Raw genomic sequence first — 19,433 nt, 5'->3', positions numbered from 1 at the left:
GGCATCATCCGGCAAACAATCCATGTACCGACCAGATATCCTGCCCGGCATGGCCACTGCGAAACAGCCAGATCAACCGGCCTTTCTGATCGCAGATGCGGAAATAATCGCGTGTCATCTGCGACAGGGCGTAATGATCCCGGTCCAGATGGCTCCACCATTCCGGGCAGATGCGCTCTGGCCCGTCGGCCCGCAACACATCAATCATCATCTTGCGCCAACGCAGTTTTGTTGGTGCGCCGTTGGCACTGCGTTCCATGACATCAACCGGTTCGGGTGGATCAATCAGACGGACCGGGCGTTTGGGCAGGGGCGCATCCGCAAGACGTGCCGGTTTGGCAGCCCCGGTGGGCGATTGCCGGATGGCGGCCCGTTCAGGCAGGTGGCTGGCATGGTGGGCCGGGCGAAACAGGATATCCTTGGGCCCCAGATGATGGGCTATGCGATCGAGCAGTTGGGCAAGGGCGATATGATCGCTGCTGTCATCCTGTTTGCGATCAAGGCGGACTTGGCGAAAGGCAACATGTTCGACCCAAGGGGCATAGACAATCACCTGTTCAATGCCAAACCCGGTATCAACACCGGGCATCTTTTCCGCGAACAATCGCAAGATATGGCTTTCGGACTGGCAGGGGGTGCCCGTCGTGGTCGTGATGGTATGGGCATGGCCATCGACGCGAATGGACCGGACGATCAGACGCCTAAGACCAAGGTTTTCATCGCGCAGTTTGGCGCAAAGGTCCGCCACCATGCTTTCAATCGCATGCGCCAGCGTGTCAGCACTCCCCAATGGTTCGCCAAAACTTTGTTTGATCAACCATGGGGCATCAGGCAGCTCGAAATTCAGATGTTCGGGCAGACGGCCATAAAACTGATCAAGGCGATGCAACACATCCGGCCCAAGGCGGGTGGTGATATTCGCGCGCGGCAGGGGTGTGATATCGCCCAGTTGTTTCAGGCCAAGCCGCGACAGAACCGCGATGATGTCATCAGACAGTCGCAGACACGATACCGGAAACCCGGCCGCAATTCCGTGATCGCGTGGCAGGGACAAAATGCGTTCATGTGATGCGCCCGGATGGCCCCCTGTATGGCAACGGGCCGCGGCCCATGCGGCACCAGCGGTATCGGCAATGGCGGCGCGGGCAGCAATGCCCTGGGCTTTCATATCGCACAGGATTTGGGTGATCATGGCACTTTCGCCGCCAAACAAATGACTGCCGCCAGTGATTTCAAGCCATAGGCCTGCATCCCCATTAAGCCCATGCGCATGCAAGTCCCGATCCGGCGCAATCCATGGGCTATAGCGGTCCATGAAGCGCACCAGTCGGGCAAACTTGCCATCGCAGAGTTCTGGCTCTTCAGGGCTATCCTGAAGATCGGGCAGGATGCTGCGCGCATCCGACAAACGCATGCCACCATGCAATCCTGCCTTTTGTGCAGCTGCATTCAGGCCACAGACGAGCACGCCCTTGTGGTCACTGCGCGTGATCACGTGCGGGGTGGCTTGTGCCTTTGAGGCCTGTGGGGCAGTTTTCGGACTGTCAGCATCACGGGGCTGATCAGGCGTGGGCGTGCCTGTCTTGTGTTGAGGCTTCTGACAGTTGGTTTTCCAGTGGGTCAGCCACAGATAAAGAAAACGTTGTTGCATCGGTTTTGACTTTCCAGCTTCCCGGTCGGACCCCGCGTCCCCCGATCAGGCTGAGATGATGATCGTTTCCTGTTGGTCGTTCTGTTGGTTCCAAGGCGTTTACAGGTGTGATTTGCCAGCGTGTCCAGGCGCTTGAGGTCGGAATGCGCCCGTTTCTGGCAAGCGGGCGCAAAACAATGATGCGTGTGCCACCACTTTCACAGGCCAGTTGTAGGCGCCTTGCCGTGGTCAGGTCATAGTCGGTGGTTTCAATGATCACCGCACGGACCTGACCGGATTTTGCCACTTCCTCACAGGTCCAAAGGGCGGTGGCCTGTTGATCCACCGTCATCATCAACGGTTCTGGTTCAAGGGCCGCCATCGGCAGGGACAAGGCATAAAACCCGCCCTGATCCAGCGCGCGACGCTGCCGGATCCAGAAAATGCCCTTGCCGGGTGGCGGGGCAGATGGGTGATTAGAGGCATCAGAGGACGCCTCCACAGACAATGTCGCCAGATACCACGCCAAAAGGGACGCCGCGCAATCATCATGGCCGCACAACACTTCATGCAGGCCAGTCGGGGCAAGGCCGCCGATGCTGATATGATCGCGCAGGAACGTGCCGCCAAAGGCATGCGCAATCACCCCGTCTGCCCGATCTGGCCCACCGGACAGACAGGAAACCTGAACTTTCCATTGTTGCTCGGCCCGCGCCAGTGCCGCGCGTGCCTGATGAATGCGTCTGTCTGACATTTTATTGTTCCTGTTTCGTTCTATTTTATGTGGTCAAAGCGGAACAGGAGTCAAGGCGTATCCAATCGGGTTTTTCAGGATCGGGGAATATGTGGTTGAAGCAAAAGAAAACCCGGCATTCGCAAATGCCGGGTTTTCCTGAATGCATGTCTGAGTGCAGATCAGATTTCCGGGAACCAGGCCCCGAGAACACCGAATTCTTCAAGCTTGGAGACAATCGCCTCTGCTGCTTCTTCGGCGGTCTGATCGGATGTGTTGACCGTGATCTCGGCATTTTCTGGCCGTTCATAGGGGCTGTCGATCCCGGTGAAGTTGGCGATCTCGCCAGCACGGGCCTTTTTATAAAGGCCTTTCACATCGCGCTGTTCGCAGACTTCAAGCGGGGTGTCGATAAACACCTCGATGAATTCGTCTTTTTCAACAAGGCTGCGCGCCAGTTGGCGTTCGCTTTTGAACGGCGAGATGAAGGATACCAGCGTGATCACGCCCGCATCAACAAACAGCTTGGCGGTTTCACCAACCCGGCGGATGTTTTCCACCCGGTCGGCATCGGTAAAGCCAAGATCCTTGTTCAGGCCATGACGGACATTGTCGCCATCAAGGGTGTAGGTATGTTTGCCAAGGGCATGAAGCTTCTTCTCAACCAGGTTGGCAACCGTCGATTTACCTGCACCCGACAGGCCGGTGAACCACAGAATGACCGATTTCTGGCCTTTCTGATAGGCACGTGCGCCCTTGTTGATGTCCATTTCCTGCCATTTGATGTTGGTCGCACGACGCAGGGAATGGTTGACCATACCCGCCCCAACAGTGGCGTTGGTAAAGCGGTCAATAATGATGAAGCGGCCCGAATGACGGTTCTGATCATAGGGATCAAAGGCCAACGCCTTGTCGGCCGAGATATTGGCAATCCCGACTTCATTTAGCTCAAGCGTTTTGCCCGCGACATGTTCAAGCGTGTTCACATTGACCTTGTATTTAAGGTCGCTGATCTGCGCATTGGCAACCTGTGCGCCCATCTTGATCAGATAGGGACGGCCGGGTAGAAGATGATCTTCGTGCATCCAGATGATGCGGGCTTCGAACTGATCGGCAAAGTCGGGCTTGGCATCTGCGTGTGCCAAAACGTCACCACGCGAAATGTCGATTTCATCTTCAAGGGTGAGGGTAATCGCCTGACCGGCAATGGCAACATCTAGGTTACCATCAAAGGTGACGATGTCTTTGACCTTGCTGGTCTGGCCCGATGCGGTAACGATAACCTCGTCACCCGGTTTGACGCGGCCTGATGAAATGGTGCCGGAAAAGCCCCGAAAATCAAGGTTCGGGCGGTTGACCCACTGCACCGGCAAACGGAACGGCTTTTCAATCGCATCCTGTTCGACCTGCACATCTTCAAGATGGGCAAGCAGCGTCGGGCCGGAATACCAAGGCGTATTCGCGCTCGGCTCGATCATATTGTCGCCACGAAGGGCTGAAAGCGGGATCGCGGTGATCGAGCCATAGTTCAGCTGTTCGGCGAATTTCAGATACTCGGCAACGATCTGATCAAACTTCGACTGGTCATAGTCGATCAGGTCCATCTTGTTAACGGCCAGCACCACATGCTTGATGCCCAGAAGCGATGTGATGAAGCTGTGACGGCGGGTCTGGGTCAGGATGCCCTTACGCGCGTCAATCAGGATGACAGCAACATCGGCGGTCGAGGCACCGGTTGCCATGTTGCGGGTATATTGTTCGTGGCCGGGGGTATCGGCGACGATGAATTTGCGCTTGTCGGTCGAGAAGAAGCGATAGGCGACATCAATGGTGATGCCCTGTTCGCGTTCGGCCTGCAAACCATCAAGCAGCAGGGCGAAATCAATCTCGCCGCCTTGCGTGCCAACCTTGCGGCTGTCAGACTCAAGGGCGGCCAGCTGATCTTCAAAGATCAGTTTGGAATCCCAAAGCAGACGCCCGATCAGGGTCGATTTGCCATCATCCACGCTGCCGCAGGTGATGAAACGCAGAAGGCTTTTTTCTTCCTGAGCCTTGAGGTAGCCGAGAATATCATCGGCGATCAAATCAGACTTGTGTGACATCAGAAATAGCCTTCCTGCTTCTTCTTCTCCATCGACCCGGCCTGGTCGTGGTCAATCATGCGGCCCTGACGTTCGCTTGAACGGGTCAAAAGCATTTCCTGGATAATGTCGGGCAAGGTGGCTGCCTCGGACTCAACCGCCCCCGTCAGCGGGTAACAGCCAAGGGTCCTGAAACGCACCGATTTCATTTGCGGGGTCTCGCCCGGGTTCAGCGGCATGCGGTCGTCATCGACCATGATCAGCATGCCGTCGCGTTCGACCACCGGGCGTTTGGCGGAATAATACAGCGGCACAATCGGGATCTGTTCGAGATAGATGTATTGCCAGATATCAAGCTCGGTCCAGTTGGAGATCGGGAAAGCACGGATGCTTTCACCCTTGTTGATCCGGGCGTTATAGATATCCCACAATTCCGGGCGCTGGTTTTTCGGATCCCAGCGGTGGGTTTCGGTCCGGAAGGAAAACACGCGTTCCTTGGCACGTGCCTTTTCCTCGTCACGTCGCGCACCGCCAAAGGCCGCATCGAACTTGTATTTGTTCAGCGCCTGTTTAAGCGATTCCGTCTTCATGACATCGGTATGCAGGCTCGATCCATGGGTGAACGGGCCAATGCCGCGCTCCACACCGTCCTGATTGATATGGACAATCAGATCAAAGCCGTATTCAGCTGCCATCCGGTCGCGAAATTCGATCATTTCGCGGAATTTCCAGGTGGTGTCGACATGCATCAATGGAAAGGGCGGCGGGGCCGGGTAAAACGCCTTGCGCGCCAGATGCAGCAGAACTGATGAATCCTTGCCGATGGAATAAAGCATCACCGGCCGCTCGAACGATGCCGCCACCTCGCGGATGATGTGGATACTCTCTGCCTCAAGCTGGCGGAGATGGGTCAGATTAGGCTGCATTCTCTTTCCTGCCGATCAATCATAACTGTGGCAATCAACACATAATTTAGTGTTTATAAAAGTATTTCACTTAGCTTTGATGGGTAATATGGAACGCCCCGCAACGCAAGTGTGATTTCTATTTTTACACAAAATTTTGTAGTCGAATGATCATCAACACCTTTAATGGTGTTTAATTCGAAAGGCGTGGCAGGGCAAGTTTATTTGCATCGCAGGGCCTCTGTTCGGGGAGGAAGGCCTCAATTTTACCTTCCAAGCCAGATGCATTGACCAGATACCCCATTCATCGCCATATCAATCGCACGCAATTGCGGCGGCGATATGTGGGGGGCGATGAACGGAAACGCACAGCCATTCAAGACTTGGATTATTCAGGATGGTATGGCCCTGATGTGGCAGGGGCGGGGCATTGTTGCCATTTCGGTGCTGCTGACAGTTCTGATCAGCGGGCTTGGCTCTGTCATGCCCGGCCCGGCATTGCTGGACGCTGAAGGGTCGACCAACCTGATGGCCGCCATCTGGCAAGTCATCTGGTTTGCGATTTATGCCATTCCGCTGATCCCTGTTGCCTATGTCAGCCACATCGCTGTCCTGAGGGGCGAGGTCGGGTTTGCGGCCATGCTATCAAACGGTTTGGCCGGGGTGCTGTATTTTGCGCGGGGCATGATGGCTGCTGCATTGGTGGTGGCGGTTTTGGGCACGCTCTATCAGCTTGTGTTCGTGTCCGACCTTCTATTGATGAGTACAGGCCGCGTTGATGCGTCGGCGGCGTTGCGCCTTGGTGCGGGGGCTGTGGTGGCATTTCTGGTCTTTGTCCTGTTTGTGCTGTTGGGCGCATGGGGTGCGATGATCGTTCAGGCGGGGCAGGCTAGGTTTGGCGATGTTTTGGCCGTCGGACGGCGATGCTTCTTCTATCTGTTTGTGCGACTCTTGGCGGTGGTTCTGTTCCTGCCCATTCTCTCAGCCTTGGTATTACCAGTCATGGGACAGGTGGTGGCGATACTGGTTGCCATCGGCATCCCCGCCGATCCGGCATTTCTGATCGTCAGTGCGGCATTCTCCGCATTGATCGGTTGTTTCGCGATTGTGCTGATTTCTCTGATCTTTTGTCGGGCCTCGCTGCGGGTAAAGTAGAGGGCACTGCGCAAAACCGCATGGGGCTGTAACAAGCTTGGCGACGGAGTGTGTTGTAATTTTATTTCAAATTTAGATGGTTCGATAAAATAAACTTGATTTAGGTCAGTGTTGCTTGCCAAATAACGGCAATGTTGCTGACCTAAAGAGTGCTGCCATGTCTGTTCAATGGAATGAAATGATCGTCGCCGATGCCCGTGCCCTGCGGGCGTCCGAAATTCGTGACCTGCTGAAAGTGGCCGAAAGGCCAGAGATTATTTCATTTGCCGGTGGTGTGCCCGATCCCAAGCTTTTCCCGCTTGCGACCTTTAATGATGTTTATGGCGATCTGACCGGCGATGAGCAGGCCGGGCGTCGCAGTCTGCAATATTCCATCAGTGAAGGCCTGCCCGGGCTGCGGCAATGGATTGCGGACGATCTGGCGGCGACGGGGGCTGTGCGCGATATTGATAACATCCTGATTACCTGTGGCGCGCAGCAGGGGCTGGATATGCTCGCCCGCCTGTTGCTGGAGCCGGGGCGCGAGATCGTTCTGGAAAAGCCAAGCTATCTTGGCGCGATGCAGGCCTTTTCCATGCGTCGGCCAAGCTATGTCGGCATTGCCATGGATGATGACGGCCCGGTGATTGCCGAACTTGATGCCGCCTTTGCCAAGGGGGCCCGGATAGCCTATCTGTCGCCGGATTTCCAGAACCCGACCGGGCGATCCTATTCGCTTGATCGCCGTTTGGCAGTGCTGGAGACTGCCCGCAAATATGGCGCGGTGATCCTTGAAGACGCGGCCTATTGCAAGCTTGCCTATGAAGGTGAGAGCCTGCCGTCGCTTTTGGCACTTGATGACGCCCATGGCGATCCGGATGCCGGAACGGTTATTCAGCTTGGTACTTTTTCCAAAACGCTGGCACCGGCCCTTCGTATCGGCTGGATCACGGCACCGCGCCCGGTGATCCGTCAGCTTGTCCTGATGAAGCAGGCAGGGGATCTGCATGTATCAACCATCAATCAGGAAATTGCACTGCGTGCCGCATCGAAACTGTTTCCAAGCCATCTGGAAACCCTGCAGGGTGCCTATCGCGCCAAACGTGATGTGATGCTAAGCGCGCTTGCGGACTTCATGCCCGAAGGTGTCAGTTGGTCGCGCCCGCAAGGGGGCATGTTTGTCTGGTTAACATTGCCCGAAAACATCAACAGCCGCGAACTTCTGATCGATGCGATGGAGGATGCCAAGGTTGCCTTTGTCCCCGGTCAGGCATTCTTCTGTGACCAAAGCGGGATCAATACCGCGCGCCTGAGCTTTGCCACCGAAAGCAACGAACGTATCCGCGACGGGATTGAACGTTTGGCCCTGCTGATCCGGCGCAAGGACAACCAGTAAGCAAAAAAGAACCCGGCAGCGGGTGGGGAGTGCTGCCGGGTAGAGACCTGCTGTCGGGGGTATGAAGCAGGTCACGGGAGTATGCATTCGTCAGGGCATGTGCATGGTCATGGTCATGCCTGCCCCATCAGGGCGCGCAGCAAAAGTGATGCGGCACCAAGCACGACAACCCCGCCGACATAAAGGCCGACAAACCATAGCCATCTGCGGGCTTTTGGGGATTTGAGAGGTGATTTGATGCTGGCCATCAGTGATACCCCTCATCTCCGGTCTTGCCGCGAAATACCCAATAGGCATAGGCCGTATAGCCCAGAATGATCGGCAGCAGAACCACAGCCCCCACCAGCATGAATGCAAGGCTGTTTTCCGGTGCGGCTGCATCGCGGAAGGTGATCATCGGCGGCACGATATTGGGATAAAGCGTGATCCCGAAGCCAAGATAACTGAGGAAGAAAATGCCAAGCGTGATGCCAAACACCGTCTTTTCACGCTTCTTGACCGCATGCCACAGCCAATAGAGCAAACCGACCGTCACAAGCGGAATGGGGGCGAGATACAGTATGTTTGGCAATTCAAACCAGCGCTGGGCGTAGGCCGGGTTGACATAGGTCGTCATCAGCGACACCACGCCAAGATTGGCCGCCATCCAGATCACGGCTGGTTTGGCAAGGCGGCGAAGGTTGCCCTGAAAATCGCCTTCCATCTTCATGATCAGCCAGCCGGTACCGAGCAGGGCATAGCCGACGACAACCGCCGTGGCACAGAACACCGAAAACGGGCTCAACCAATCAAACGCACCGCCCACAAAACGTCCGTTTTCAACGGCAATGCCTTCGATAAAGCCGCCCAGCATCGCACCTTGCATGGCGGCGGCAATGATCGATCCGGCCGAAAAGGCAAAGTCCCAGTGTTTCTGGTGGTTCTTGCTTTTGAACCGAAACTCAAACGCCACACCACGGAAAACGAGCGCGAGCAACATGGCAAAGACCGGAATGTAAAAGGCCGTCATCAGCAATGAATAGGCCTGCGGGAAGGCGGCATAAAGTCCACCCCCGCCGAGGATCAGCCAGGTTTCATTGCCGTCCCACACCGGGGCCACGGTATTCATCATCCGGCCGCGATTTTTCGGGCTTTTGATGAACGGAAACAGGATGCCGATGCCAAGGTCAAAGCCATCCAGCGTGACATAGGCAAAGACGGCAACAGCAATCAGCAGAACCCAGATCAGTTGATAATCCATGATCATTCTCCTGCCACGGGCGGATGTGCGGCGGTCGATTGGCGACCACCGGCCCGCAAGATTTCAGTTTCTTCAGGGATGTGGGCGCTACGCGGGTCCTTGACCATGGCGCGCAGGATATAGGCCGTGCCGACCCCGAACACGATGGCATAAACCACCACAAAGGCGATCAGCGATCCGGCAATGGCGGTCGGGGCGACGGGCGACCCGGCCTCGGATGTCCGCATCAGGCCATAGACCACCCAGGGCTGCCGCCCGACTTCGGTGGTAAACCAGCCGGCCAGAATGGCAACAAAGCCACTTGGTCCCATCAGAAGGGCAAAGCGATGCAAAGAGCCACAGCTATAAAGCTTCTTGCGCAGACGTGCGATGACGCTGGCCATGCCCAGAAGTGCCATCAAAACACCCAGCCCGACCATGATACGAAACGTCCAGAAAACAATTGCCGCGTTCGGGCGGTCTTCGGGTGCGAAGTCCTTAAGACCGGTGATCTTGCCGTCCCATTCATGGGTCAGGATCATCGACCCCAGCTTGGGAATTTCGAGTGCATATTTGGTTTCCTCTTCTTCCATGTCGGGCATGCCAAACAGGATCAGGGGCGCGCCTTCGCGGGTTTCAAAATGCCCCTCCATCGCGGCCACTTTGGCGGGCTGATGTTCAAGGGTATTAAGCCCGTGCAAATCACCGGCAAAGATCTGGATCGGGCCAAGGATGGCCGCCATCCACATTGCCATGGAAAACATGATTTTCGCCGCCCGGTTTTCGCGATCACGCATCAGATGCCATGCGCCAACCGCACCAACCACAAGGGCGGTGGTCAGGTAAGCCGCCAGCACCATATGCACCAGCCGATACGGGAAGCTCGGATTGAAAATCGCATCGATCCAGCTTGACACCACCGCCCGGCCATTTTCGATCACATAGCCGTCAGGCGTTTGCATCCAGCTATTGGCCGACAAAATCCAGAAGGCCGAGAAAAGCGTGCCAATCGCAACCATAGTGGTGGCCGTAAAGTGCAGCTTCGGTCCGACACGGTTCAGGCCAAACAGCATGATGCCAAGGAACCCGGCCTCAAGGAAGAAGGCGCTCAGTACCTCATAGGCCAGAAGCGGGCCGATCACACCGCCGGTAAATTCGGAAAACGGTCCCCAGTTCGTGCCGAACTGATAGGACATGACAATCCCGGATACGACGCCCATGCCAAAGGCCAGAGCAAAGATTTTCATCCAGAATTTGTAAAGCGAAAGATAGGTCTCATCCCTGGTGCGCAGCCACAGGGCTTCGAGCACGAACAGGAAGCTTGCAAGCCCGATGGTAAAGGACGGGAAGATAATGTGGAACGAGACGGTAAAGGCAAACTGTATGCGCGCCAATAGTTCTGCATCAAGCATTGGCAGGGTCCTCTAAGGTGGCGAAGCCTCGGGACAACTCTGCATCTTCCGCGATCGGAAGTGCCCTTTGACGGATGCATGTGTCGGTTTCGGGTGGCGCATGCACAGGTTGCCCTGTCAGACCGACCATTAGAACCGCCCCCAAAATGCTGCATTGCGAATGCGCAATTTACACTTGGAATATTTTTAAATTCGATTGTTGCGATTTAGGTTTTCGGGGGCGAAAGGCACAGTTTTTCAAGTGCCAGCGAACTTTGCGTTTGCTGGCGTTCCTTGTGGCGCAGCACCATGAATTTGCGCGGCGGGATCGGGAAGTTTGCACGCGCAAGGCGGCCCTGGGCGATCAGCGAGCTGACCGCGAATTGCGAAACGGCGGTGGCGGCGATGCCGTTTTCAACGGCGGTAATGACGGCCTCGTTGCTGGGTAGGACGAGTGCGGTGCGCAGGCGCGCGGGATCAACACCTAGGTCGCGCAAGGCGGTTTCAAATTCCGATCTGGTGCCTGAACCGGCTTCGCGCAGGATCCAGTTGGTCTGGGTGACAAGCGCCTGCGGGCTCAGCGCCCGGCCATTGGCCCATGGGTGTTTGGGCGACACAACAATCACCAGGGCGTCTTCGGCGACTTCGCGTTTGGCCAATGCCGGTTCATCAATGTCGCCTTCGATAAAGCCGATATCAGCCGCCCCGCCACGCACGGCGTCCGAAACGGTTTTGGTGTTGCCAATCGTCAGGCGGATTTCGATGCCGGGATACTGATCATGGAATTTCATCAGGAAGGGCGGCAACCAGTAACTGGCAATCGTCTGACTGGCATAAACATTAAGCTCCCCGCGCTGCATGCCGCCCAGTTCAGCCAGCGTCAGTTCTGCCGCCCGCGCACGGGCCAGTGTTGATTTGGCTTCATCAAGGAACAATCGCCCTGTCTGTGTCAGTTCAATCCGCCGTCCCACCCGGTTAAACAGCGCCACACCATAAAAGCCTTCAAGGTTCTTGATCGAGGAACTGACGGCCGATGGCGTCAGGCCAATGGCCTCGGCCGCGCGGGTCAGATGTTCGCGTTCGGCAACCGCGACAAAGATCTGAAGCTGTTCGAGTGTCATCATGGTTATGCTCGACCCTTCAATTTAATCGAATGAAATATGAATTTTTATTCGATGGAAGTAAATGGTTGGGCATGAGATTTTCCGGATGTGATCAAAACACAGGAAAATCATGTTTTTTAACAGCCACCTCAAACCGATCCTGCCCGGGCTTGCCGTGACCATCTTGGTCGCACTTGCCGCCAAGCTGGCCGAACATGCGGAGCGTATGTTGTTCGGGCGTGGCTGGGTGGAAAGTTTGGTCTTTGCCATTCTGATCGGGGTGGTGATGCGATCCGTGTTTGGTCTGGCCCCGCGCTATATCGCCGGGGTGCGGTTTTGCGCCAAGACGGTGCTCGAAATCGCCATTGTGTTGCTGGGCGCATCGATCAGCGCGCAGGCCATCGGGTCGGCCGGGGGCGGGTTGGTTGCGGCCATCATCGCGGTCGTCTGTATTAGCCTGTTTGTCAGCTATCACATCGGGCGCGCGCTTGGTCTTTCCAACCATCTTTCGATGCTGGTGGCGTGCGGCAATTCGATCTGTGGCAATTCGGCAATTGCGGCAACCGCGCCAGTGATTGAGGCGCAATCAGATGATGTGGCCGCCTCGATCTCCTTTACCGCCGTTCTCGGTGTGCTGTTTGTCTTTGTCCTGCCGATGCTTCATGCCGGGTTGGGATTGTCGGCAACCCAATATGGGATTTTTTCGGGCCTCACGGTTTACGCCGTGCCGCAGGTTCTGGCGGCAACCGCCCCGGCCGGCACCCTTGCGGTTCAGGTCGGAACCCTGGTCAAACTGATCCGGGTTCTAATGCTGGGGCCGGTGATCTTTGCGCTGGCCGTGATTGGCGGTCGGGCACGTGAAACGAAGCTTCCGATTGCCCAGGTCGTGCCGTGGTTCATTATCGGCTTTATCGCCATGATGGGGGCCTGTTCGTTTGACCTGATCCCCGATATTGCCCGCGCGCCGATCAAAACGACCTCGTCCTTCCTGACCATCCTTGCCATGGCGGCCCTTGGGTTGAGTGTCGATATCCGCAATGTCCTGCATGTTGGCGGGCGGGTGGTGATGGCGGCCCTGTTGTCGCTGATGTTTCTCTGTGCCCTTTCGGGATTGGTGCTTGTGGTGCTGGCATAAAAAATGCCCGCTGCCATAAAAGGGGGGAAGCAGCGGGCAAGGAGGAAGAAGCCGCACATGCGCCGGATAAGCTGGCAGCTTCTTATGGCGTTTCGCTGGGGTGGACACCGTGGGAGGAGATGTCGGAAACGAAACGCCCGGGTAGATCCGGGATCGCAACGCGTTGGCTTTGCTAATCCGTGATTGGTGCCTTTTCTTCATGCGCCTTAAGCGCGTTCCATTCATCGTCGCTAAAGATGCGCGATCGGGTCAGGAAGCGTTTGCCTTCCGGCCCTTCCAGCGAAAACATGCCGCCACGCCCGTCGACCACATCAATGATCAGTTGGGTATGACGCCAATATTCGAACTGTGCGCGCCCGATATAAAATGGACTGCCTTCAATCTCGCCCAGCAACACGTCCTGATCACCGGTTTTGAATTCCCCGTCGGGAAAGCACATCGGCGCACTGCCATCGCAACAGCCCCCGGACTGATGAAACATCACCGGCCCGTGGATATCCTTGAGCTTCCTGATCAGTTCAATTGCGGCATCTGTCGCAACCACCCTGTCAGGCGCGTTTTCTGATCCAGTCAATGTCACCTCCTTCTTTGCGAAAGGCGACCGGACGCAAGGTTAGTCTCGCGTCCGGCTGTGAAGAGGATCGGATCAGAAGAAGCCCATCGGTTTCGGATCGTAGGAAACCAGAAGGTTCTTGGTCTGCTGATAGTGGTTCAGCATCATCTTGTGGTTTTCACGCCCGATGCCCGACTGCTTGTAACCGCCAAAGGCCGCATGCGCTGGATAGAGGTGATAGCAGTTGGTCCACACACGACCGGCCTTGATATCACGACCAAAGCGGTATGAACGGTTGGCATCACGCGTCCAGACACCAGCCCCAAGGCCATACAGCGTATCATTGGCAATATGAAGCGCCTCGGCATCGTCCTTGAACGTGGTTGCCGATACGACCGGGCCAAAGATTTCCTCCTGGAAAATCCGCATGCGGTTATGGCCCTTGAAGATGGTCGGCTGGATATAGAAACCATCCGAAAGATCGCCACCCAGATCGGCCTTGTCACCGCCACACAGGACTTCGGCACCTTCCTGTTTGCCGATATCCAGATAGGACATGATTTTTTCCATCTGTTCGGTCGATGCCTGAGCACCCATCATGGTGTCGGTATCAAGCGGGTTGCCCTGTTTGATGTTGGCAATACGCGACAGAACGCTGTCCATGAACTTGTCATAGATGCTTTCCTGAATGATCGCGCGTGACGGACAGGTGCAAACTTCACCCTGGTTCAGGGCAAACATTGCCATGCCTTCGGCGGCTTTCTGGCGGAAATCATCGTCCGCCGCCATGATGTCTTCAAAGAAGATGTTGGGCGACTTGCCACCAAGTTCCAAGGTCACCGGAATGATGTTTTCCGATGCATACTGCATGATCAGGCGGCCCGTGGTGGTTTCACCGGTAAAGGCGACCTTGGCCACACGGTTGCTTTGTGCCAGCGGCTTGCCGGCTTCCACGCCAAAGCCCTGAACAACGTTGACCACACCCGCCGGGATCAGATCGGAAATCAGTTCCAGCAGCACACAGATCGATGCCGGGGTCTGTTCGGCCGGTTTCAGAACCACGCAGTTCCCCGCGGCAAGGGCCGGGGCCAGTTTCCAGACCGCCATCAGGATCGGGAAGTTCCATGGAATGATCTGACCGACCACGCCAAGCGGTTCGTGGAAATGATAGGCAACCGTGTTGTCGTCAATCTCGCCAAGCGAGCCTTCCTGCGCACGAATGGCGCCTGCGAAATAGCGGAAATGGTCAATGGCGAGTGGAATGTCGGCTGCCAGCGTTTCACGCACCGCCTTGCCATTGTCCCAGGTTTCGGCGACGGCCAGCATTTCAAGATTGGCTTCCATACGATCAGCAATCTTGTTGAGCATGTTGGCCCGTTCCGTGACCGAGGTCTTGCCCCATGCCGGGAAGGCGGCATGTGCGGCATCAAGGGCCTTTTCAATGTCTGCAGAGCTGGAACGTGCGACTTCGCAGAACGGTTTGCCATTTACCGGCGAGACATTTTCAAAATACTGACCCTTTGCAGGGGCCACCCATTCACCGCCAATGAAGTTTTCATAGCGGGTTTTGAAGCTGACCTTGCTGCCAGAGTCATTTGGATTCTTGTAGATCATTTGGGTTCCTCCGAGATAACGGGCGATTTGCCGCCCGCATTTTTGATTATGACGATCCGTTACCCGCAAAGGTCGTGCCACTTGCCGAATTCGATGGCGGTTTGTCAGAAAGAACCTGTTTTTCAGATGGTTGAGCGTTCCCTGTTGACCCGCGGGTTTTGTGCCATCGGCATGACTGGAACAGGGCGATTGGCACAAATTGCTCCAAAAATGGAACACTCACGGTTTTGCCGGATTTGGCGGGCGAAACTGTTTGGCGTGGGGGACGTCAAATGTGTTACGATTTGGCCTGTGATCGGCTGTGGCAAAAGTCACGCACCGGAAAAATCCGGGCCAAAACAATGGCAAAAACACCGACACAAGGGAGATAGCGTCTATGTCAGGAAACATTCCCGGCGGACGGATAGAAGCAGCCCTGCAGCTCAGCGGCGGGGCGCAAAATCGTGCGGTGCTTGAAAGCTGGCAACGGTGTGAACAACGCTTTGGTCTGGCTCATGACACCCTGCGCCGTCCCGAAGTCATATCTGAAAGCCAGACCCGGCAATTGCGTGATCGCAACGGGCGGCTTTATCACCATGCCCATGACCTTGTGCGCACGCTGTATCGCAAGATTGATGCATCCGGCTATGCGGTGTTTCTGACCGACAATAGCGGTGTGATCCTTGATAGTGTTGCGGCCCATTCGCTTTTGCCATCGTTTCGCACCAACGGCCTTCTGCCCGGTGCGGTCTGGAGCGAGGAACGCGAAGGTACCAATGGCATTGGCACCTGCATCGTCGAAGGCCGCCCGATCACCATCCACAAGGATGAACATTTCCTGGCCCAGCATTCGGTTCTGACCTGTACTGCTGCACCGGTGTTTGATCCCGATGGCAAGGTATGCTCGGTCCTGGATGTATCGGCTGTCCGCGAAGACATCAAACGCCCCGATTGCCTGCGCGTGCGCGGCATGGTGGCCGATTATGCCGATGCGCTTGAACGTATCCTGTTTTTTGATGAACGCGCCGGTGATGTGATTGTCCATCTGCATCCCGATGCCCGTCATGTCGGATCAACCCGCGATGCGATGATTTCGATTGCGCCAGATGGTTCGATCAGCGGGGCGACATCGACTGCGCGGCGCATTCTGGCGGCATGTGATAATTCCGCCGATATCGCCGATATGTTCGAGATGGATGTCGACAATCTGATTGCCAAACTGGCAAGCCCGGACGGGCAGGGACCATCGGCAACCCCGCTTAATATCGCGGGCGGTGGTGTTTTGTTTGGCAGTGTCACCATACCGCAACGTATGCGCCGCCGTTATGTCGGGCGTTCAACACCGGTGGCGCGCAAGGCGTCATCCCTGCCAGCCCGACGCACGACTGATATCCCGGACAAGGACGCCGCGTTGCGGCGCATTTTTGAAATCGGCACGCGGCTTCATGCGCGCGATATCAATGTTCTGATGTCGGGGGAAACCGGCAGCGGCAAGGAATATCTGGCCCGCCACATTCATGATGCCACCCTTGGCAAATCAAAGGCCTTTGTTGCGATCAACTGTGCCGCCCTTCCCGAAGGACTGATTGAAAACGAACTGTTTGGTCATGCCGGTGGTGCCTTTACCGGCGCGGCACGCGATGGTTTTGGCGGCCGCATCCGAGAAGCCAATGGTGGCACGCTGTTTCTCGATGAAATCGGCGATATGCCGCTGGCCGCCCAAGGCCGATTGCTGCGTGTGCTTGAAAGCCGCACGGTCGAGCCGCTTGGCAGTACGAAGTCCGTGCCGGTCGATTTCCGCCTGATCTGTGCCAGCAATGTCGATCTGAATGCGGCGGCGGCCGAGGGAAAATTCCGCGAAGACCTGCTTTATCGCATCAAGGGGGCGCGCCTTGCGGTGCCGCCGTTGCGTGAACGCAGTGATCTGGCGGATCTGATCGGGCGGCTTTTGGCAGCGTTGTCGGACGACTATGTCGCATGCAGTGATGATGTTCTGGCACTTTTGACGGCTCACCGCTGGCCGGGCAATGTGCGCGAACTGATCAATGTTTTGCAATATGCCGCGGTCTTTGCCGAAGACGGGGTGATTGAACCCCATCATCTGCCCGATGATTTCGTTGCAATGCAGGATACAGCGCCGCCATCGCCGGGCCAGACCATCGCACGGGCCGAGGCCGATGCCCTGCGCCAAGTCCTTGATGATCAGCAATGGCACATCAGCAACACCGCCAAGGCGCTGGGCATCGGGCGCAACACGCTTTATCGCCGGATGGCCCGGCTTGGGATCAATCGGCGTTAAAAATCGTCGAATTACCCGGCTTTTGCGAATGTTTTCATTGTAGGGCACACCGTTATTGTTTTAAGTAACGGCAGGGCTTTACAGGATATTTTCATGTGTGGAATTGCCGGTTTATGGCTGTCTGAACAAGCTGATGCAACGCGCTTGGGCGATCGTGTGTCGCGCATGAATGATGCGCTGTATCACCGTGGCCCGGATGGCGGCGATGTCTGGCTTGATGAGCAAGAGGGTATTGCCCTTGGGCAGCGCCGCCTTGCCATCATTGATCTATCCGATGCCGGCAAACAGCCGATGCATTCCTCCAATGGCCGTTATGTCATGGTCTATAATGGCGAGATCTATAACGCCCCGGAACTGCGTGAAAAGCTGGCCTCGGCCAACATCACGTGGCGCGGCCATTCAGATACCGAAGTCATCCTTGAATGCATTGCCCATTGGGGCCTACGCGATACCATCAAGCGCCTGATTGGCATGTTCGCCATCGCGCTTTGGGACCGGCAGAAGAAAAAACTGTTCCTTGTGCGTGATCGGCTGGGCATCAAGCCGCTTTACTGGTCGCGCTATGATGGCCATATCGGTTTCGCGTCCGAAGTCAAAGGATTGCTGGCAGGTGACGCCATCTCGCGCGAGGTCAATCAGACCGGCCTTGATGCGTATCTGCGCTTTGGCTATGTGCCTTCCGGGCTTTCGATCTATGCCCATGCCAAGATGCTCAAGCCCGGTCACATCCTTGAAATTTCATCGCATGATCAGGCGACCGAAAATGCCTATTGGTCGGTCGAAGATGCGGTGCTTAACGGTCAGACGCATGCCTGGAGCGGCGATGATCAAAGTGCGATTGATGCGCTTGAAGATTTGCTGCGCGATGCGGTGCAACGCCGCATGGTGGCCGATGTGCCGTTGGGGGCATTTTTGTCGGGCGGGATTGATTCCTCAACCGTCGTTGCCCTGATGCAGTCGGTTTCAGACCGGCCGGTCAAGACATTCTCTGTCGGGTTCGAGGACGAGGCCTTTAACGAGGCCGCCTTCGCCGGTGAAGTCGCCAAGCACCTAAAAACCGACCATACCGAACTTTATGTCACGCCAAAAGATGCGCTTGATTTGGTGCCGAAGCTTTCGGAAACCTATGACGAGCCGTTCTTTGACAGCTCGGCCATTCCGACCTATCTGATCTCTGCCCTGACCCGCAAACACGTTACCGTGGCCCTTTCGGGCGATGGTGGGGATGAGACTTTTGGCGGCTATAACCGCTATTTGTGGGCCAAGCAATTAAGCGCCGCGGCTGGTAGCATTCCATTTGGCAGCGGGCTTGTGTCGCGCGGCCTTACCATGCTTTCGCCCGATCATTGGGACAAGCTTGTCGGGCTGATTCCGGGCAAGAAGTCGACCAGTGCGATTGGCGATAAAATCCACAAGGCCGCGCCACTTCTGGCGATCCGTGATGATATTGATCGTTATCATGCGCTGATTTCGCTGTTTGACCCTGACAAGTTGCGCGGCAAGCATGCATCGAGCAAGAAATTCCGGGTGCCGGGCGAGAAGTTCTGTCGCAACCGTCATCTCGATTATGTGTCCTCCATGCAGGCCATGGATACGATGATGTATATGGTCGATGATGTTCTGACCAAGGTCGACCGGGCATCGATGGCCAATTCGCTTGAAGTGCGCGTGCCGTTCATTGATCACCGCGTGATCGAGTTTGGCTGGCGTTTGCCCGCCCGGCTTAAGATGAACGGATCGGTCGGCAAATATGCCCTGCGCCAGATCCTGTATAAATATGTCCCGCGCGAAATGATTGACCGGCCGAAAACCGGCTTTGGCGTGCCGTTGGCCCAGTGGCTGCGCGGGCCGCTTCATGAATGGATGGGCGACCATCTGGCCAATGAAGCGCTTTATACCGATTTTGGTCTGGATCGCCGCCAGATCGAAAAACTCCGGTCCGAGCATATGTCGGGCAAGCGCAATTGGGGCCATCAGCTTTGGACGATTGCGATGCTGTCTGATTGGCAGAAACGCTGGCTGGCCTGATTTAGTCTAACGTCTTCCCCTTACATCTTGCGTTTTACGCATTCTTTGAGCCCCGTCTGAACCTCAGGCGGGGTTTTTCATTTTCGTTCACGAATGAACGTTTTCTTTCCTGTGGTTGATTCGGGTTTATCAGGCATAACTGAAGTGTCTGCGTGCAAGAGGCGCATGGCTGTGTCGAATAAATGTCACAATTCGAAACTTGAAAATTTTCGAAAATGAACTATTTTGAAGCT

Annotated in this window: 15 protein-coding genes; 5 read left to right on the top strand and 10 right to left on the bottom strand. The window is 56.1% G+C overall.

The genetic code is table 11. The annotated features are described in order from the left end of the window. Positions 1 to 4: 4 nt before the first annotated feature. From TH4_RS14655 to cysD, 4 genes are all read right to left on the bottom strand, one after another. Positions 5 to 1,651 carry a Y-family DNA polymerase gene (locus tag TH4_RS14655; protein WP_245227906.1) on the bottom strand — a complete coding sequence of 549 codons (1,647 nt, stop codon included), beginning with the start codon at positions 1,649 to 1,651 and terminating at the stop codon, positions 5 to 7. After that, a complete protein-coding gene (locus TH4_RS14650; protein WP_064781680.1) occupies positions 1,563 to 2,384 on the bottom strand; it encodes an ImuA family protein in 822 nt (273 codons plus the stop codon). The genes TH4_RS14655 and TH4_RS14650 overlap by 89 nt, the downstream gene beginning before the upstream one ends. A gap of 161 nt (positions 2,385 to 2,545) precedes the next feature. After that, entirely contained in the window at positions 2,546 to 4,465 is a 1,920-nt protein-coding gene (cysN, locus tag TH4_RS14645; RefSeq protein ID WP_064781679.1) for a sulfate adenylyltransferase subunit CysN, read from the bottom strand. Continuing rightward, positions 4,465 to 5,358 carry a sulfate adenylyltransferase subunit CysD gene (cysD, locus tag TH4_RS14640; RefSeq protein WP_245227912.1) on the bottom strand — a complete coding sequence of 298 codons (894 nt, stop codon included), beginning with the start codon at positions 5,356 to 5,358 and terminating at the stop codon, positions 4,465 to 4,467. The genes cysN and cysD overlap by 1 nt, the downstream gene beginning before the upstream one ends. A 345-nt stretch (positions 5,359 to 5,703) precedes the next feature. Between cysD and TH4_RS14635 the strand changes: the two genes are divergently transcribed. Together TH4_RS14635 and TH4_RS14630 are read left to right on the top strand one after the other, a co-directional pair. Then, on the top strand, positions 5,704 to 6,504 hold the full coding sequence (locus TH4_RS14635) for a hypothetical protein (RefSeq protein ID WP_064781677.1): 801 nt from the start codon (positions 5,704 to 5,706) through the stop codon (positions 6,502 to 6,504). A gap of 157 nt (positions 6,505 to 6,661) precedes the next feature. Then, the gene (locus TH4_RS14630) at positions 6,662 to 7,879 is read left to right on the top strand and encodes an aminotransferase-like domain-containing protein (RefSeq protein ID WP_083997118.1); all 1,218 of its coding nucleotides are present in this window, start codon (positions 6,662 to 6,664) and stop codon (positions 7,877 to 7,879) included. Positions 7,880 to 7,992: 113 nt separating this feature from the next. On the opposite strand, the gene TH4_RS20515 is transcribed toward TH4_RS14630, so the two are convergent. The 4 genes from TH4_RS20515 to TH4_RS14615 form a co-directional block, all read right to left on the bottom strand. Next, positions 7,993 to 8,127: a DUF2474 family protein gene (locus TH4_RS20515; RefSeq protein ID WP_083997117.1), complete on the bottom strand. Its 135-nt coding sequence runs from the start codon at positions 8,125 to 8,127 to the stop codon at positions 7,993 to 7,995. Continuing rightward, positions 8,127 to 9,119, bottom strand: coding sequence for a cytochrome d ubiquinol oxidase subunit II (gene cydB, locus TH4_RS14625; protein ID WP_425337459.1), 993 nt, complete (start codon positions 9,117 to 9,119; stop codon positions 8,127 to 8,129). The genes TH4_RS20515 and cydB overlap by 1 nt, the downstream gene beginning before the upstream one ends. Before the next feature lie 2 nt (positions 9,120 to 9,121). Further along, entirely contained in the window at positions 9,122 to 10,510 is a 1,389-nt protein-coding gene (locus TH4_RS14620) for a cytochrome ubiquinol oxidase subunit I (RefSeq protein ID WP_064781675.1), read from the bottom strand. Between the two features lie 206 nt (positions 10,511 to 10,716). Beyond that, a complete protein-coding gene (locus TH4_RS14615; protein WP_342418097.1) occupies positions 10,717 to 11,613 on the bottom strand; it encodes a LysR family transcriptional regulator in 897 nt (298 codons plus the stop codon). A gap of 109 nt (positions 11,614 to 11,722) precedes the next feature. Between TH4_RS14615 and TH4_RS14610 the strand changes: the two genes are divergently transcribed. Beyond that, positions 11,723 to 12,727: a YeiH family protein gene (locus TH4_RS14610; protein WP_064781674.1), complete on the top strand. Its 1,005-nt coding sequence runs from the start codon at positions 11,723 to 11,725 to the stop codon at positions 12,725 to 12,727. A gap of 172 nt (positions 12,728 to 12,899) precedes the next feature. On the opposite strand, the gene TH4_RS14605 is transcribed toward TH4_RS14610, so the two are convergent. Continuing rightward, positions 12,900 to 13,301, bottom strand: coding sequence for a DUF779 domain-containing protein (locus TH4_RS14605; RefSeq protein ID WP_063088417.1), 402 nt, complete (start codon positions 13,299 to 13,301; stop codon positions 12,900 to 12,902). A 72-nt stretch (positions 13,302 to 13,373) separates the two neighbouring features. Then, complete coding sequence (adh, locus tag TH4_RS14600) at positions 13,374 to 14,894, bottom strand: aldehyde dehydrogenase (protein WP_064781673.1); 1,521 nt, start codon at positions 14,892 to 14,894, stop codon at positions 13,374 to 13,376. Positions 14,895 to 15,270: 376 nt separating this feature from the next. Between adh and TH4_RS14595 the strand changes: the two genes are divergently transcribed. Further along, positions 15,271 to 17,172: a sigma-54-dependent Fis family transcriptional regulator gene (locus tag TH4_RS14595; RefSeq protein ID WP_064781672.1), complete on the top strand. Its 1,902-nt coding sequence runs from the start codon at positions 15,271 to 15,273 to the stop codon at positions 17,170 to 17,172. A 93-nt stretch (positions 17,173 to 17,265) separates the two neighbouring features. Next, positions 17,266 to 19,200 carry an asparagine synthase (glutamine-hydrolyzing) gene (asnB, locus tag TH4_RS14590; RefSeq protein ID WP_064781671.1) on the top strand — a complete coding sequence of 645 codons (1,935 nt, stop codon included), beginning with the start codon at positions 17,266 to 17,268 and terminating at the stop codon, positions 19,198 to 19,200. Positions 19,201 to 19,433 lie beyond the last annotated feature (233 nt).

The organism is Thalassospira tepidiphila MCCC 1A03514 (assembly GCF_001662875.1).
GTDB lineage: Bacteria > Pseudomonadota > Alphaproteobacteria > Rhodospirillales > Thalassospiraceae > Thalassospira > Thalassospira tepidiphila.
Note: the sequence above shows the minus strand (reverse complement) of the source record. Positions and strands in the feature narration are given on the sequence as shown.